This window comes from Acinetobacter sp. YH01005 (assembly GCF_013420465.1).
GTDB lineage: Bacteria > Pseudomonadota > Gammaproteobacteria > Pseudomonadales > Moraxellaceae > Acinetobacter > Acinetobacter amyesii.
On record NZ_VOYA01000005.1, the window covers coordinates 46,347 to 63,733 of the forward strand.

12 protein-coding genes and 1 pseudogene are annotated in these 17,387 nt (G+C 39.2%); 10 read left to right on the forward strand and 3 right to left on the reverse strand.

Annotated features, from left to right (window positions below; all coding sequences use genetic code 11):
• Positions 1-64 precede the first annotated feature (64 nt).
• The 3 genes from FTT72_RS04220 to ahpC all read right to left on the reverse strand — a co-directional run bounded on the left by FTT72_RS04220 (position 65) and on the right by ahpC (position 1,821).
• Positions 65-271, reverse strand: coding sequence for a KTSC domain-containing protein (locus FTT72_RS04220; protein ID WP_078189026.1), 207 nt, complete (start codon positions 269-271; stop codon positions 65-67).
• 218 nt (positions 272-489) lie between these two features.
• Complete coding sequence (locus tag FTT72_RS04225; protein ID WP_180034674.1) at positions 490-966, reverse strand: hypothetical protein; 477 nt, start codon at positions 964-966, stop codon at positions 490-492.
• A 291-nt stretch (positions 967-1,257) separates the two neighbouring features.
• Positions 1,258-1,821 carry an alkyl hydroperoxide reductase subunit C gene (gene ahpC / locus FTT72_RS04230; RefSeq protein WP_078193727.1) on the reverse strand — a complete coding sequence of 188 codons (564 nt, stop codon included), beginning with the start codon at positions 1,819-1,821 and terminating at the stop codon, positions 1,258-1,260.
• A gap of 744 nt (positions 1,822-2,565) precedes the next feature.
• On the opposite strand from ahpC, the gene FTT72_RS04235 reads away from it, so the two are divergent.
• From FTT72_RS04235 to FTT72_RS04280, 10 genes and pseudogenes are all read left to right on the forward strand, one after another.
• Entirely contained in the window at positions 2,566-3,024 is a 459-nt protein-coding gene (locus FTT72_RS04235) for a hypothetical protein (RefSeq protein WP_180106210.1), read from the forward strand.
• Positions 3,025-3,562: 538 nt separating this feature from the next.
• Positions 3,563-7,480 carry a DUF3418 domain-containing protein gene (locus FTT72_RS04240; protein WP_218953469.1) on the forward strand — a complete coding sequence of 1,306 codons (3,918 nt, stop codon included), beginning with the start codon at positions 3,563-3,565 and terminating at the stop codon, positions 7,478-7,480.
• Positions 7,481-7,510: 30 nt separating this feature from the next.
• Positions 7,511-8,626: a beta-ketoacyl-ACP synthase III gene (locus tag FTT72_RS04245; protein ID WP_180026928.1), complete on the forward strand. Its 1,116-nt coding sequence runs from the start codon at positions 7,511-7,513 to the stop codon at positions 8,624-8,626.
• Positions 8,627-8,637: 11 nt separating this feature from the next.
• Positions 8,638-9,405 carry a 1-acyl-sn-glycerol-3-phosphate acyltransferase gene (locus FTT72_RS04250; RefSeq protein ID WP_180108750.1) on the forward strand — a complete coding sequence of 256 codons (768 nt, stop codon included), beginning with the start codon at positions 8,638-8,640 and terminating at the stop codon, positions 9,403-9,405.
• 212 nt (positions 9,406-9,617) lie between these two features.
• Positions 9,618-11,633 (forward strand): hypothetical protein, encoded by a 2,016-nt coding sequence (locus FTT72_RS04255; RefSeq protein ID WP_180177923.1) that lies wholly within the window; start codon positions 9,618-9,620, stop codon positions 11,631-11,633.
• Between the two features lie 96 nt (positions 11,634-11,729).
• Positions 11,730-13,445, forward strand: coding sequence for an AAA family ATPase (locus tag FTT72_RS04260; RefSeq protein ID WP_180003112.1), 1,716 nt, complete (start codon positions 11,730-11,732; stop codon positions 13,443-13,445).
• Positions 13,446-13,593: 148 nt separating this feature from the next.
• Positions 13,594-14,580 carry an ion transporter gene (locus FTT72_RS04265; protein WP_180007353.1) on the forward strand — a complete coding sequence of 329 codons (987 nt, stop codon included), beginning with the start codon at positions 13,594-13,596 and terminating at the stop codon, positions 14,578-14,580.
• 181 nt (positions 14,581-14,761) lie between these two features.
• A complete protein-coding gene (locus FTT72_RS04270; RefSeq protein ID WP_180116596.1) occupies positions 14,762-15,682 on the forward strand; it encodes a LysR family transcriptional regulator in 921 nt (306 codons plus the stop codon).
• Between the two features lie 9 nt (positions 15,683-15,691).
• Positions 15,692-16,013, forward strand: a pseudogene (locus FTT72_RS04275) (gamma-glutamylcyclotransferase family protein).
• Between the two features lie 272 nt (positions 16,014-16,285).
• Entirely contained in the window at positions 16,286-17,296 is a 1,011-nt protein-coding gene (locus FTT72_RS04280) for a sensor domain-containing diguanylate cyclase (RefSeq protein WP_180007352.1), read from the forward strand.
• Positions 17,297-17,387: the final 91 nt, after the last annotated feature.

Sequence of the window (17,387 nt, forward strand, 5' to 3'; positions counted from 1 at the left end):
GATTTGATCGAATTTTTTTTAATTAGTAAAAATACTGTTGCTATAGCGCTGAGCTTGTAGCGGTTTAACCCTGTAAGCTTACTCGTGAAAAATGTAGATCATATTCTAAATATTTGTGGACAAATGCCGTTTTATCACTACATCGAAGTAAATTATCATAAATAAAAGGTGAAACTGGATAAAAGAGATCCCCAGAACCATTCGCATAAAATATTTTTAAGTAACGTGAAGAAGAACTGTATTTCCAAGAAGTTACAACAGTTGTTGTCATAAGCCACCCCCTTATTGCGTTGTTATAGTCATACTGCAGTTAAAGGTTTATCTCATTTGAAATTAAGACAAATTTAGGGCGTGGAGTATTGCAGAATTGTTAAAAAATAATGTTTTATCTCACATTTTTTTCATTTCTTTATCAACTAATTTGATAAAAATAATGCCAGTTCAAAGAAATGCCATAAGCGTCATTCTCACTTGTTGGTGTCGGGGGAGTTAAAAACTACGGCATTGTTCTGATTTATTGCCTTTGACTTGGTTGTTGCTGCCATTAATTGAAAAAGCATTTTCAAGACAAATCAAATTACCTGCGATTTCATTATTATTTAGAACAATATTGCCGTTATTTTTCTTTAATTTCAGGTCGCCTGAAATTTGGTTATTGAGGAGTTGGATGTTTTTCCCTGTCGTAAAATCGACATTGCCACTGATATTGTTATGATTGGCAATGATCTTGGTAAAATTTTTATTAGACTCAATATTGCCTTTTATATGATTGTCATGCAGTTCAACACTAGCGCCATTTTCTAAAATCACATTGCCATGAACAATTAAACCTTCAAGCTGACAATTTTTTTTGACTTTAATATCCTCACGAATACTTTGGTTTTTAATTTCACCTTCGCAGTTCACGGCGGCAAAAGTCGTAAACGAACATAAAATTAAACTGATCGAGACGAAATATTTTTTCATGGGCTTACATCTTCCTGAAATAAGCAATTGACCTAAAATTCAAGTTAAAAATACTGAAATACCGACAAAGATGTAAGTCTAGACCATCAGGTTTGCGGCGCATTTTTATTATATTTGTGTAAGCTCTAACTTGATGAATATCTACAGATATGTGGAAAGTGCTAGTACGTTAAAGTTGTATGAATAAAGTGTGAACTGCGTAGGGTGTATAGATGTATATACTCGCAGATAATAGGCATAAAAAAACCACGCTAAAAGCGTGGTTTTTGAATCAGTTCAATCTAATACAGATTAGATTTTACCAACTAGGTCGATTGAAGGAGCAAGAGTTGCGTCGCCTTCTTTCCATTTAGCTGGGCAAACTTCGCCTGGGTGAGCGTGTACGTATTGAGCTGCTTTAACTTTACGAAGAAGTTCTTGAGCATCACGACCGATACCACCAGCGTTGATTTCAACGATTTGGATTTTACCTTCTGGATCGATAACGAAAGTACCACGATCAGCAAGACCGTCAGCTTCGATTAATACGTCAAAGTTTTTAGCAAGAGTCCAGTTCGCATCACCAACCATTACGTATTGGATTTTTTTGATTTCTTCTGAAGAATCGTGCCAAGCTTTGTGAGTGAAATGAGTGTCAGTAGAAACTGAGTAGATTTCAACACCTAGTTTTTGGAATTCTGCATAGTTGTCAGCAAGGTCACCAAGTTCAGTTGGGCAAACGAAAGTGAAGTCAGCTGGGTAGAAGAATACAACAGACCATTTACCTTTAAGATCAGCTTCAGTTACTTCGATGAATTGACCATTTTGGAATGCTTGTGCTTTAAACGGTTTAACTTCAGTATTAATTAAGCTCATCATTGTCTCCATGATTGAGGTTTGTTTTTGATTTCCAATAGGGTACAGAAATTTTTCTTATTGCTGAAATAGTATTTTTACATAACTAATATCGGAAAATCCGAATTAATAGTGATTTACTCATTTCCCAATAGACCAGTATTTCATCTCATTTAACCGCAGTTGTGTGAGGATTAAATGACAGGAACTACCCTAAACGTCCTACACAGACATGAAGTCACACCCCTTAAAATTCAAGGGTGAAAGTTAAAAAAATTTTAAAATATTTCGAAAGTTAAATTTTTAATTTATAAGATGAACATTTCTATGAAAAAATTGCACTTTAAGATGATTAATTAAGCCATAAGATCTATTGCTTTAATCTGCTTGCTGATTTCCGCATGGTGCTTGATCAGCAACAATGGCGCATTCTGCTTATATTAATATGCAGGCGGCGGTACGATTTGGCAAACTGATACATTTCATACGGGGGATCAGTGATGATCATGCAATGCTTGCTATAAATGCAGGTATTGGCTTGTTATTTTGTATTCCATTGTTATTGTCATATAGATGGGGTTGGTATATTTTATTTTTTGTATTGTTCAATCTCATGCAATTCGTTTTTTTGAGCCATGCCATTTTATCCCCTTCAGTTGTTGGTTTGATTTATGACAGCATTGTCTATTGTCACAATTATGGGCTGTTGGCTTGGTTGATTGGCGAACTGCTTTTTTACTGTTTTTAGTTTAATTTTTATATTTCATGAGTTTAATAAATAAAATTTTTAAAATAAGTATTTTAAAAACGATCATTTTAATATTTCTTTTAATCGCTAGCTTTTGTGCCATGCACATCGATGCTACAAATCTTTGTGTTTTAGGATTTTACCAAAAGGGCAGTGTCATCTACTTTAGTAATATACAAGGTGGTGCAAGTGAAGATAGTTTGGTTTTTGAAGATGCAGCAGTGCTAGGTTTTCTTTTTGCCCCAATTTGGTTTTTAAATCTAAGAAGAGACTGGTTAATTGGATTGTTTAGCCTACAGTGCATTTTGCAGTTTTTAACTTTACTAATGGTAAACTTTCCAATCAATGAAATTATTAAGGATAGTATCCAGTTTTGTGGCAACAATTGGATTATCGCTTTCTTAGTTTTTAAATTTTTGTATATCGGTTTTTCTATTTGCTACTTTAAGTTTGATAACCCATGTACCAGAAATTAAAGCTTAGAAATTGTCGCATTGTAATGAGGAATTGTCTGTTTTTTACAGGTGGATTCAGGATCTTAGCCTTCCTAAGTGATGTTTTTTGTATGTGGGTTATGGGATTGACGGTATTACGCGACATACAGAAATGAACGGTTTTACTTCTGATGAACTTTTACTGATTTAATTGTAAATGTCATCTTGTGTTTTTTTTCTTTGTTCATGTGTTTCATAAAAAGAAGAAATTCATGTCTTATTTCAGGTTTGGCTTTAATTTTTATTTTAGTGACACTAATGGCGATGTTTTTGTACAGCACCATTTTATCAAGTGATTTACGACAGCATTTATCTTTGTCAAAATAATGCTTTATTGTCAATGATCATCAGTTTCAATTGATATTTAGGTGTATGGATTTATTATCTTTTGCAATGTGAAAAGGATTCGCTCTGAATCACCTTTAATTATCAAAGCGCTCAGCGTAAAATGCGAAATTCAATCTTTTATTTTTAGGAAAGTGTATCTGTGCCAAGTCAGTTAAATGTCGATCAATTGGTCATGGTTCGTGATCGCCATCGCTTAAGTCGGCTGAAAAAAGGCAAAGAAGCCAATCCTGAAAAATTTCAAGATTTGTTTGAAAAGTCGAATGCGAAAGTGCGCGAACGGATTGCCCGCATTCCAAATATTAAATTAAATCAAGACTTACCTGTTACGCAGTATGCGGACAAACTAATTGAAGCTATTCAAAAGCATCAAGTGATTATTGTGGCAGGTGAAACGGGTTCGGGTAAAACCACACAGTTGCCTCAAATTGCCATGCTTGCAGGTCGTGGTTTAACGGGTTTGATTGGCCATACTCAACCCCGTCGACTAGCAGCGCGTAGTGTTTCGCAACGTATTGCAGAAGAAGTGGGCGAAAAGCTGGGGGAGTCGATCTCCTTTAAAGTTCGTTTCAATGAACAAGGTTCACAAGATTCCATCGTTCGTTTAATGACTGACGGTATTTTATTGGCAGAACTGGCCAATGACCGATTCTTAAATAAATACGACACGATTATTATCGATGAAGCGCATGAGCGTTCGCTAAATATTGACTTCATCATGGGCTATCTCAAACAGCTCTTGCCACGTCGTAAAGATCTCAAAGTTATTATTACCTCCGCGACATTAGACGTAAATCGCTTCTCGAATTACTTTAATGGGGCACCTATTTTTGAAGTGGAAGGTCGAAGCTTCCCTGTAGAATTGCGTTATCGTCCAATTTCAGAGCTGAGCATTGTCGGTAGTGATGATGATGAATTTGACGATTTTGAAGAAAATTTACCTCGTGCCGTGGTTTCAGCTGTAGAAGAATGTTTTCAAGATGCGCAGGAAAAAGGTCATCCTGAACATGCCGACATTTTGATTTTTGCCAGCACTGAACAAGAAATTCGTGAGTTACAGGAAACACTGCAAAAGTTTGGGCCACGACATACCGAAGTTTTACCTTTATATGCTCGATTGGCTTTGGCAGAACAGCAAAAGATTTTCAATCCATCAGGCGGTGGGCGACGGATTATTATTGCCACCAACGTGGCAGAAACTGCCTTAACTGTGCCAAATATTCGCTATGTAATTGATAGTGGCTTTGCACGGATATCCCGTTATAACTATCGCTCACGTGTACAGCGTCTACCAATTGAGGCTGTATCACAGGCGGCAGCAAATCAGCGTAAAGGTCGTTGTGGTCGTATTGCACCGGGCGTGTGTATTCGACTGTATTCAGAAGAAGACTTTATGAGTCGTCCTGAATTTACCGAACCGGAGATTAAACGAACCAACTTGGCCTCGGTTATTTTGCAAATGCAAAGTTTGGGTTTTGGTGAATTAGAAGACTTCGATTTTATTGAGCCGCCAGATCATCGTTTGGTGAATGATGGTCGTAAGCTTTTGATTGAGCTTGGGGCGATGGTTGAGAAAGGGAAAGCCCCTCTTTCGCAAAGAGGGGTTGGGGGAGATTCTATTGAAAGTAATCCCCCTAAATCCCCCTTTACAAAAGGGGGACTTCCTCCGGCGAAGGGTGGTGGTTTAACCAAAATTGGTCAGCAAATGGCAAAAATGCCGATTGACCCACGTCTTGCACGGATGATTTTGGGTGGAGCGCATTTTGGCGTATTAAATGAAGTCTTGATTATTGTCGCTGCTTTAGCGGTACAAGATCCACGTGAACGTCCTGCGGATAAACAAATGCAGGCCGATCAGAAACATGCTTTGTTCCGTGAAGCTGACTCGGATTTCTTGTTCTATATTAAATTATGGGAAGCTCTAGTCGCAAATCGTGACATGAGTGAAAATAAGCGTCGAACCTTTGCACGCACCCATTTCCTCAGTTGGTTACGCCTCCGTGAGTGGAAAAAAACCCATGAGCAATTGGTGGATTTGGCTCAGGGCTTAAAACTGTCCTTTAATGAAAAGAAAGCCAATTATGAAAATCTGCACCGTGCGCTATTAACGGGTTTACTTTCATTTATTGCCAACAAAACCGATGAACGCAATGTATTCATGGCGGTGCGTCAGCAAAAGGCACGCATTTTCCCTGCATCAACTTTGCATAAAACCAATACACCTTGGGTCATGGCTTTTGAGATGGTGGAAACCTCTCAGGTATATCTTCGTACATTGGCGAAAATTGAACCTGAATGGATTTTATTGGCTGCTGGCGATTTATTGAAGCATCATTATTTTGAACCTCATTGGTCCAAAAAATCTGGTGTAGTCAATGCCTATGATCAAATTTCTTTGTTTGGTTTGATTATTGAGTCACGTCGTCAGATTAATTATGAAAAAGTGGATCATCCGGCGGCGCATGAAATTTTCCTACGCGATGCGTTGACGACGGGACATTTGGGTATTACGCCGCCGTTCTTAAAACACAATTTATTAAAACTCGAAGAAGTTGAGCGTGTTGAAGATAAACTGCGTCGTCGTGATTTGGTGGTGGATGAAGAAACCATCTACCAATTTTATGCTGCAAAAGTGCCTGAAGAGGTGGCAAGTCGTCGTAGTTTTGAAGACTGGCGTGGAACTGTAGAACCGAAAAATCCACGGCATTTATTTATCGATGATGATGCGCTTTGGATGAATGACCGTCCAACGACCCAGCAATTTCCAGACTACCTACGAAATGGTGAACTGCGTTTGGCTACAAGTTATCGTTTTGACCCAAGTCATGATGAAGATGGTGCAACGGTCAAAATTCCAGTTCAAGCTTTGCCGCAAGTGGATGAAAATATTTGGTCATGGGGCATACCCGGTTGGCGACAAGACCTGATTGAAGCCTTGCTTAAAGCACTGCCTAAGGATAAACGCCGTCACTTGGTGCCAATACCAGATACGGCTCGTAAATTAATGGATCGTGTCGATGCCGTGCATTTGTGCGAGCATATTTTTAGTTTCTTGGCGTTCCAACTGCGTGGTGAGCAAATCACAGATAAGGACTTTTCTTGGGAACGTGTTGAGCAATATCTGCTGCCTTTAATCAAAGTCATTGATGAAAAAGGCCGTGTGATTGAGCAAGGTCGTGATCTAGATGAACTCAAAGCACGCTGTCGTACGGAAACTCATAGCCCAGTCAAACAGTTAAAAGGTGAGTTTAAAACCTTCCCTGATAATTTTGTGTTCGAAGCATCACAAAAAGTCACGGGTGTGGTGGTGAAACAATATCAAGCGCTTGTTCCAGTCAAAAGCTTTGCGGAGTTGGATGCCAAAGATGAATCGGGTGTGGTGATTCAGACCTTCAATGACCAATTTGAAGCAGTCAAACAACACCGCGAAGGGATCATTCGTTTGGTTCATATGCAGCTGGGGGACTTAGTTCGTCAGTTGAAAAAACAGATTTCTAAACCCTTGGCATTGGCTTATTCACCGCTAGGTGACAAAGCAAAACTAGAGCAAATGTTAGTTTATGCCACACTTCAGCTTGCAATAAATGAGCTACCTGTCAATGTGCAGGAGTACCAAAACCTAATTTTAAATGTAAAGAAATCTTTCTTAACCCATGGGCAGCAAGCGTTAGCCGTTTTAACTGAAACCTATATTCAATGGCAGGATATACGTCGGAAATTGTTGGTTTTAGATGATTCTGTGTTTGGAAAGAACATTGATGACATTGAAGATCAACTCGATTTGATGCAACTTTCAGATTTTGTTTATGGCAAAACTTCCGATGTGTGGCTCGAATTTCCAAGATATTTGAAGGCATTAGTCTTGCGTTTAGACCGCTTGCCAAATAACCTACAAAGGGACAATTCTGCCATTGATCAAGTTGACCCATGGATGGAAAAATTATTTAAGTTTAAAAATGACACTCGCCTTAAAGAATTGTATTTCATGGTTGAGGAGTTACGCATCTCTATTTTCTCTCAACCAATGAAGACCAAGATGCCAATTTCTCCATCCCGCTTGCAAAAAGTATGGGATAAGCTCGGAATCAGTTAAGATATAGGTAATTTCTAAAAGGAGTTTTACATGGGCATCCGCATTACGGGTACAGGTCTTTATCATCCAGAAGACGTAATTACTAACGAAGAGTTAGTTGAAGCTTTAAATGCTTATGTGGAACAGTACAACAGCGACAATGCTGAAAAAATTGAAGCCGGTGAGCTAGAAGCGCGCCGTGGTTCAAGTGCAGAATTTATCGAAAAAGCGTCTGGCGTGAAAGCACGTTATGTTGCTGAAAAAAGCGGTATTTTAGATCCAAAACGTTTACGCCCAGTGTTACATGAGCGTCCAAATGATGAAATTTCGCTACAAGCGGAATGGGGCGTAGCTGCTGCAAAGCAAGCGATGGAAAATGCGGGTGTGACTGCTGAAGACATCGATGTTGTGATCTTGTCATGCTCTAACATTCAACGTGCATATCCAGCCGTTTCAATTGAAATTCAAACTGCGTTGGGTATTCAGGGTTATGCCTATGACATGAACGTTGCATGTTCAGCTGCAACTTTTGGTATCAAGCAAGCCTATGACGCGATCAAATCAGGCGCTCGTCGCGTGTTATTGGTAAACGTTGAGATTACATCTGGGCATACAGATTTCCGTATGCGTGACTGTCACTTCATCTTTGGTGACGTTGCAACGGCTTCGATCATTGAAGAAACTGAAACCAAAGCTGGTTTTGAAGTGTTGGATATTGACCTGTTTACACAGTTCTCAAACAATATTCGTAACAACTTCGGTTACTTAAATATGAGTGAAGTCGATGCTGACATCGACAACAACCGTTTCCGTCAAGACGGTCGTAAAGTATTTAAAGAAGTGTGTCCATTAGTGGCGAAAATGATCACCAAGCAATTGGATGACAATAAAATTGCGGCAACAGATGTAAAACGCTTCTGGTTACACCAAGCAAATGCCAGCATGAATGAATTGATTCTGAAACTGGTTGTGGGTAAAGAACATGCTCAGCCAGACCTTGTACCAATCATTCTTGATGAATTTGCCAATACTTCATCAGCAGGTGTCATTATTGCGTTGCACCGTACAGCAAATGAAGTAAACCATGGCGAATACGGTGTGCTTTGCTCATTTGGTGCAGGCTACTCAGTAGGTTCTGTACTTGTTCAAAAACATGATGCTGCCTAAGGTCAGCACATTTGCAGGTTGAACATGATGCAAAATGGATAAAGCGTTTAAGCGCTTTATCCCGCATGTATTTCACGCCGACCTTTTTTGGCGCTGAATATATTGATGCATCAAAACCTGCAATGTATGTAGGGAATCATACAATTTACGGTGTACTCGATTCACCGTTGATTATTGATTATCTCTACAATGAACATAAAGTGGCTGTGGTCAGTATCGCTGATCATAGCCATTTTTATTTGCCCGGTTGGCGTGGCATGGTCAAAAAGTTCGGTGCAGTCCAAGGCATTCAGGACTATGTCAGAACAGTGATGCAACAAGGTTATTCCATTTTAGTTTTTCCCGGTGGTGGTCGAGAGGTTTTGAAGCGAAAAGGCGAAGCCTATCAACTGATTTGGAAGCAACGTTATGGCTTTTTAAAACTGGCGCAAGAATTTAATTATGATATCGTGCCTTTTGCCGCTTTAGGTGGAGATGAAGTCTTTGAACTGGGTTTTGATGCCAGTGTGATTGTTGAACATCGTTGGTTTAAACAACTATTAAAAATACAAAAAATCGATAAATTATTACGTCATGGTGATGTGATTCCGTCTTTACCCAAGCGTATTATCCCCAAGCGCATTCCATTCTATTTTCAATTTTTACCCCGTCAAAGTTTGAGTCATATTCAGAGTGTGGAGGATTTAAAGCTCTATCGAGAGGCACTACAACAAGATATTTACAATGCGATAGAACAGCTTAAGAAAATCCGTTCAGAACAATATTCTACAGATCAATAATAGTGACTACTCTTCAACTTCATTCATTTTTATTCGTCACAGCTCAAAATTATGGTGAATTTTGTCACAACAATAGCTTTTAGATTTTTTTATTGAACGCCTTTGTATTGACCTTTTGTACAGCTATTCGGCTGATTAATGGCAGTAGTCGGAGCATTAAACTTTGACTATAGTGAAGGTTGAAAAATAATCAACGATCGTTAGGGCGGAAGATGGAAAAGAAAAGCTTGACCCCGCAGCTTGAGCATATTGCTCGGCAACTTATTCGAATATCTCCAAGTTTAAAGCAGTTGTATCAAGAGCAAATGGATCTTGCTACAGCACTCAATTCACAAAATATCTTTAAAATTGAACAAGAGCAGCACCGCATTCAACTGTGTAATGGACTGTGGACCTTACAGCTACAAAGTCGTGAATCGATTGGCTATCAGTTTCCTAGAAGTCCATTTAGACCCATCAAAATTGCTGAATTGCATACGACAGTGCCATGTATTGAAGTAGTAGAAGATTTCTTATTTCATGAATTGTATTTTTTTACTGGCGACCTAAAGCCGCAACATTCACTCTTGCTCAGAGAAAAAGCACAGCAATTTAGACAATTGATCTTACAGTCGATTTTTCAACATCTAAATGGGCCAGCGCGTGTTCAGCAGTTTTTAGCACAGATGACAGCAGTTGAAGCGCAAATTTTTGATCAGCTGATGCAAGAGCAGCAGATTTATCAGACACCGCTATTACAAACGTATATCGAATGCCAAATCTGTCTACCACATTGGTTGATGCAAAAGATTGAGCAGATGTTTGCGCTTCATTCACTTACAGAAGCTGAAATATTGCCGATACAGCTCTTGATGGATAGTTTGGACGAGATTTGTTTTGCTACAGCACAATTTTTAGATCCAACGATTTACCGGATCATGAGTTTGAGTTATGAAGATCGGTTCAATTTACAAGAATTAAATGAACATATAGAAGATATTATTTTGTTGCTCGACCATGCATATGAGCGTCCCAATTTGTTGGGTTTTATTCGTTTGATGCATCGGGATGTTTGGGCAGAGCAGGACATATTAAGCCACAGTAATTTTGTGCAAGCTACAGCAATTTGGCAAAAAAAATGTGGAAAACTCCCTTTACTCGATAACAACCGTGCAGTGCGATGGATGTTCAAGCAGTCAGTCGAAGTGTTGGATTGGCTGAGTCGTAATTTTCAACACAGTAATGTACGAGTGGCTGTGACGGCATTAAGTTTTGTCGATACGCAGCATATTCATCCCGCATTGATTCTTACAACCTTACAACATTTTCAATTTATTGCAGCGCGCTTATTTATTCAAAATTGTCATACGATTGCGCATGAACATGATTGGTTTAATCATGAAAAAAATCTACAGTTTGTTTTACAGCGAAAATATCAGCAGCATGATGACCATCGTATAGTGATCAGCCCATCGATTTTGTATTTAGATGAGTGGTTGATCTTAATGCGACAGGTGTTAGGCGCAGAGGATCAGGCCATAAAAAAAGTCTATCTACCTTTGAGCCGTATTATGCAGGCCTATCTGCAACATTTAGTACGTTGTACGCAGCAATTACCGCAGGCTTTGATGGATTATATCCGTCCAGAAACCCAAGAAAATCGCCAGTTTTTAAGTATGTTACGACAGCATAAAATTCAACTGCAGGATTTTCGAAATTTATTTTATTTAAAGCATGCTAATTTAAGAGTATCTGTATTTGATGCATATGTGCGTGACTATGTTAGTGCGACTTATTCTACAGGTCATACAGTCCCTAAAAATATTACCTGGAATGGGGTCTTTCATCAGGCGGTGCATTGGCATGCTAAGCAACAAAAGCAAGAAATGTTAACTCAATTAAAGCGTAAATTTGCGACAACAGTCTGGCAGCCATTTACAACAGAAGACAAAATATATTTTCAAGATTGGGTCTTTGAAGAATTAAAAACCATCGATCGAATTATTGATGAATCTATTCACTTTAAACATTGTTTGGCATCAAGTTATAGCGCCAGTATCATTGCAAGAGTATATGTAGCTTTTCATATGTACCATCCCATTTTGCATGTATCGATGACTTTGGGCTGTCATGTGCAAAACCACATTTTGGTTTTTGATCAACTTGAGTATTCAAATAATACCCAAGCAGAAATAGAAAAAGTAAATATCGCCAAAGAATTTTTAAATAGGTTCAATAGCTTAAAGTAAGATTGGCGAAATACGGATTTAGGAAACTGTGTTGTGCGCTTAACTTTTGAGTCAAAAATCGTTAGGCTATAGCCGTTCTTTTACGGTATAGGTCTTATGAAACAAGAAACTGCACTCAAGCTGCTCAAAGCAGGCGAAAATGTGTTTTTAACAGGTTCGGCTGGTGCAGGGAAAACTTATACTTTAAATCAGTACATCAATTATCTAAAAGCGCGCAAAGTGCCGGTGGCAATTACGGCTTCTACAGGGATTGCTGCAACCCATATGAATGGCATGACAATTCATACATGGGCAGGGATTGGGATTAAAGATGCGATTTCCGAAGATGAGTTAAAGCGCTTAAAAGAACGTAAATATTTAAAAGAGCATTTGGAAAATGCCCAAGTTTTAATCATCGATGAAATTTCGATGTTGCATGCCAAGCAATTAAACTTGGTGAATAAAGTTTTAAAATTTTTTAAAGACAGTGAAGATGCTTTTGGGGGGATTCAAGTCATTGTTGCAGGTGACTTCTTCCAGTTACCCCCTGTGGGACGCAAAGGTGAATTAAACCGTGACAAGTTTTGCTTTATGTCTGAGGCATGGGTAGAAGCGAAGTTTCGCGTGTGTTATTTGACCGAACAACATCGTCAGGGTAATGACTATCTCAATGATATTCTAAATGCGATTCGTGCTCAGCAAATTACGGGCGATCATTTGCATGCTTTAAGGCAGACAAGTTCACAAAATATAGGTGAAACCTTTACGCGCTTGTATACCCATAATATGGATGTAGATAGTATTAACTATAAACATCTAAATGAAATTGAGCAAGAATCTCGCCAGTTTGATGCCCAATGTGATGGTAATGATAAACTGATCGAAACCTTAAAATCTTCAGTGCGTGCGCCGGAAACTTTGACCTTAAAGAAAAATGCCAAAGTGATGTTTGTAAAAAACAACTTTGACGTGGGCTATATCAATGGCAGCCTCGGTGAAGTGATAGGTTTTGAAGAAGATGATGAATATGGCATCTTGCCTAAAGTAAAACTTACGGACGGCACGACCTTGGTGGTCGAACCTGAAACATGGTCTGTCGATAATGATGATGGTAAAACCATTGCCAGTTTCCAACAAATTCCACTGCGTTTGGCCTGGGCGATCACCATTCATAAATCTCAAGGGATGACTCTTGCAGCGGCTGAAATTAACTTGACGCATACTTTTGAAAAGGGTCAGGGGTATGTGGCATTGTCTCGTTTAAAAACATTAGATGGTCTGCGTTTACTTGGCTTTAATGAACAAGCCTTAGAACTCGACAGTTTGGCGATTAAAGCCGATCGTCGCTTTCAGGAACTCTCTGATGAAGCGGAAACCAATTTTGCAGAGGCTGATTTAACAGTACAACACAAAGCCTTTATTCGCCATTGTGGCGGAACACTGAATGAAGTGGAAATCGAGCGCAATGAAAAGAAAATTGCCAAAACTGGTGCGAAACAAAGTTTTGCCACAGCGACTTTAGATCAAACTCGTGAATTGTTTGAAGAAGGTTATGAAATTCAAGATATTGCAGTGGAGCGTGGCTTAACACCAGCCACCATTATTAACCATTTGGCTCGTCTGCAAAAAGAGCAAGGTTTAGATATCTCGGTGGCACATCCGGGAGAAGATGTGGTTGAGCAGGTGCGTAAAATCTATAAACGCTTGGCGAAGCGACAAGACCCAGCACATTATAATGATGACGGCACGGTTAAGTTGCGTCCAATTGTGGAGTTAACCAGTCCACGCATGGGATATGACCAAGTTCGTTTGGCTTTATTATTTGTGGAATAATGGATATATGGTGCATACGAAAAATACTGATGAATAAAGTGTGGTTAATATCGTTCAATAGATTTAACAGTAGACTGTCTAAAGGATTCGTATTTTTCCTAAGCGATGGTTTACACTGTAGCAAGTTAATTTGCTAACGATTTGAATTATGACTTTTAGTGCATGGTATTCACTGCGTAAATTTGTCTATAACAATTTACATAATGATGATTATGAAACTAAATTTAGTCATTTTCTCAACTATGCTTTGATATTGCTGATTTTAGGTAATGCTGCTGCGGTTTTACTCGAATCGGTCAATGATATTTATTTGTCTTATCAAGTTTACTTTGATTTTTTTGAAAATTTTTCAATCATTGTATTTAGTGTTGAATACGTATTGAGGCTTTGGTCGATTGCAGATAAAGACCCATTTTACTCCGCTTGGCGTAATCGTTTGAATTGGGTAAAAAGTGGTGGCGCAATTATTGATTTATTGGCAATTTTACCTGCATATCTAAATTTCTTTGTCCATTTTGATTTGCGTTTTTTACGTATTTTACGATTACTGCGTTTATTAAAATTAACTCGATATTTTGTGTCGTTGCAAATTTTGTTACGTGTCATTGAACGTGAAAAAGGTTCATTTCAAGCTGTTGTTTTTATTTTATTTATTATGATTATTATGGCCGCAGCTGGGGTGTATTTAGTTGAGAGTAAAGCACAGCCAGAGGTCTTTAGTTCTATTCCTGCGTCCATGTGGTGGGCTGTTGTTACTTTAACGACGGTCGGTTATGGCGATGTAACACCGATAACCCCTGTTGGGCGGATATTAGGTGCAATGATTACGATATTAGGGGTTGGCTTGGCAGCATTGCCAGCAGGTATTTTAGCCAATGGTTTGGCACATGAATTGGAGCAACGCAAACAACAATTAGAACTCAGTTTTCGTGAGTTGATTCAAAATCGTGAAATTGATTTTGTACTTGAGCCTGAAAAAATCGAAGAAATCCGAAAAACAGTGGGTTTAACCCGTGAGCAAACACAGGATATTATTTGGCAATTGTTACGTGAGCAAAAAGAGGAATCATTAAAGCAGGAGCGTGAGCAGTATGCATATTGCCCGCATTGTGGAAAAAAATTACCTGATTTGTAATGTGAAAAAAACACATTAGCTAAAGATGATTCAGTAAAACTTGATGAAGTATATTCATGTGAATAAAAAATAGTTAAATAAAATTTATGATGAATATGATTCATAAATATCATGATATGATAAATATAATTTAAAAATACTGATTTTCAGCTCATTCAGTATGTCGTTTGTGGAACTCATTATGTTGGAATTACGCCATCTCAAAACATTATTGGCACTCAGAGAACATGGTTCTTTGGTCGCTGCATCTAATGATCTGTGTTTAACGCCTTCTGCGCTTTCACATCAGTTGAAAGAGCTTGATCATTGGTATGGGGTAGAGGTGGTGAACCGACGGACACGTCCTGTGACCTTTTCGAATGTTGGGCAACGTTTACTACGCCTTGCCGATGACATTTTGCCGCAAGTTCAAATTGCGCAATCGGACATTACACGTATTGTGCATGGTCAAACTGGCCGAATTATTTTTTCTTCAGAATGTCATAGTTGCTTTGACTGGCTGATGCCGTTATTGAATGTCTACCGTCAGCAATACCCCGATGTAGATTTGGACTTTGCCTCTGGCTTTGAAGCCAATCCGCATGAACTATTACAAACGGGCGAGTTTGATCTTCTGATTACGGCAGATCCGATTAATTTAAAAGGCGTGGAATATTTCCCTATCTTTGAATATGAGTCTCGTTTGGTATTGTCAAATACACATCCATTGGTTCGTGCGACCAATGTGACTGTTCAAGAATTAGCAGAAGAAACGCTGATTACCTATCCGGTCGATAAACATCGTTTAGATATCATGGCGAAATTATTTTTACCGGCCAATATTCAGCCTAAACACGTCCGTACGACAGATTTGACTCAGATGCTGATTCAGTTGGTTGCAAGTGGTCGTGGTATTGCGGCATTACCAGATTGGGTGGTAAATGAATATGAACAAAAAGGTTGGGTGACCTCTCGACGTTTAGATTGTGTTTCACCTGAAGGTTTAAGACGGACATTGTACGCCGGTTATCGTACCGAAGAGGCTGAAAAAAGCTATTTTGAAGGCTTCCTAAAACAGTTGGCGAAATTCTCACAAAAGCGCAATCAATATTATGCCAACTAAGGAGGATCTATGACTCAGAGTCTTTTTGTATACGGGACATTACGTCTAGGTCAGCCCAATGTTCATGTGATGGAGCGTATTGGTGGCGAGTGGAAGAAAGGTGTGGTATGGGGTGAGTTAGAACATAAAGGCTGGGGTGGTGGGCAGTCCTGGCATTCGTTTATCAAAGGCAGGTCTAGCGATTGAAGGCTATGTTTTTATCTCTGAAAACTTAGCAGCACATTGGGCAGCTTTAGATGAATTTGAAGGGGCTGAATACCAACGTGTGGCTGTAGATGTACAATTGGAAGGCGGAGAATGGATGCAGAGTGAAATTTACGCTTTGAAATAATATTGAGGGGAGAGTCGTAAAATACGTGGGTCATCCATACATTACGTGGGGCATCCATACATCATGACTTCCCCAACCTTCGAAATATGTATCGATGATTCTGCTTGCTCTGTTGTTTCCTTGAGTGCATTTTCTTTCGAAGAGCAGTATTTGAAAGAGTTGTATCTAAAGTGCTTGAATGCGCAGAAATTACTTTAAGATTGCTATACAAGTGGATGAATAATTTTTAGAATTGAGCTGTATCTCACATTGAACCCTGTTTGAACTCAATCATGCCCAATTCTATAGAACCCTCACCAACTCAACTCATGTCTGTGATTCAAACTCAGACAGCTATTGCCAAACTGGGTTTAGATCTAAATGCAGTGATGACCGTAGTGGCAGAACAGGCGCAGCAGATTACACATGCTAAAGGTGCAGTTGTAGAGTTGGCTGAAGATGGTGATATGGTCTATCGTGCAGTGTCTGGTGGGGCGAGTCATTTACTGGGTTTAAGACTACATATTGAAAATAGCTTATCAGGTCTATGTATTGCGCAAAAACAAACATTGTATTGCCAAGATTCGGAAACAGATGCACGGGTAGATCGCGTGGCATGTCGACGTGTCGGGTTGCGTTCGATGGCTGTGGTGCCATTGATTCACTGTGATGAAGGTGTTGGTGTTTTAAAGATTTACTCTGACCAAGTCGATGCCTTTCAGGAAGCTGATTTACATATATTGAGTTTGATGTCTGAGTTGATCGCTGCGGCGATGTACCATGCAACACGTTTCGGTGCGACAGAGTTATATAAATTGGCGACTCAAGATAGCTTAACCGGCTTAGCCAATCGGGCTTTGTTTGTCGACTTTTTACGCCAAGGTATAGAAAAAGCTCGCGCGCAGAAAAAAGTACTGGGTATCTTGATGATTGATATGGATGGTCTGAAGCCGATTAATGATCAGTTTGGACATCGCATTGGGGATGCTGCACTGAAAGAAATTGCACAGCGCATTTTGCGTGAAACACGTCAAGATGACTTGGTTGCACGCTTGGGCGGTGATGAATTTGCTGTGATTTTAACCAATATTGCCAACTTAGAGCGTGCGCAAACGGCGATGAATCGAATCGCAGAAAGTTGCGGACTGCCATTTGCATTCGAGCAAATGAGCTTGAAAATTGGTGCCAGTATTGGCATGGCTTTATTTCCAGAGGATGCCGAATCCATCGATCAATTGGTCGAAATGGCAGACTTGAAAATGTACGCCAATAAGCGTGAACGGAAACAAGTAAATATTGAATAACTCACTGCTTAAATAATTCACTAATTGTTATGCAGGTGAATTCCTTCACTACCGCCAAATTATTGAAAGTATCAGAAAAAACATTTTTGAT

Bases quoted from the DNA above. Each gene is read 5' to 3' on its own strand.
- FTT72_RS04280 (WP_180007352.1), top strand. From the start codon at position 16,286: ATGCCCAATTCTATAGAACCCTCACCAACTCAACTCATGTCTGTGATT.
- FTT72_RS04245 (WP_180026928.1), top strand. From the start codon at position 7,511: ATGGGCATCCGCATTACGGGTACAGGTCTTTATCATCCAGAAGACGTA.
- FTT72_RS04240 (WP_218953469.1), top strand. From the start codon at position 3,563: ATGGTTCGTGATCGCCATCGCTTAAGTCGGCTGAAAAAAGGCAAAGAA.
- FTT72_RS04225 (WP_180034674.1), bottom strand. From the start codon at position 966: ATGAAAAAATATTTCGTCTCGATCAGTTTAATTTTATGTTCGTTTACG.
- FTT72_RS04220 (WP_078189026.1), bottom strand. From the start codon at position 271: ATGACAACAACTGTTGTAACTTCTTGGAAATACAGTTCTTCTTCACGT.
- FTT72_RS04235 (WP_180106210.1), top strand. From the start codon at position 2,566: ATGAGTTTAATAAATAAAATTTTTAAAATAAGTATTTTAAAAACGATC.
- FTT72_RS04265 (WP_180007353.1), top strand. From the start codon at position 13,594: ATGACTTTTAGTGCATGGTATTCACTGCGTAAATTTGTCTATAACAAT.
- FTT72_RS04270 (WP_180116596.1), top strand. From the start codon at position 14,762: ATGTTGGAATTACGCCATCTCAAAACATTATTGGCACTCAGAGAACAT.
- ahpC (WP_078193727.1), bottom strand. From the start codon at position 1,821: ATGAGCTTAATTAATACTGAAGTTAAACCGTTTAAAGCACAAGCATTC.
- FTT72_RS04260 (WP_180003112.1), top strand. From the start codon at position 11,730: ATGAAACAAGAAACTGCACTCAAGCTGCTCAAAGCAGGCGAAAATGTG.
- FTT72_RS04255 (WP_180177923.1), top strand. From the start codon at position 9,618: ATGGAAAAGAAAAGCTTGACCCCGCAGCTTGAGCATATTGCTCGGCAA.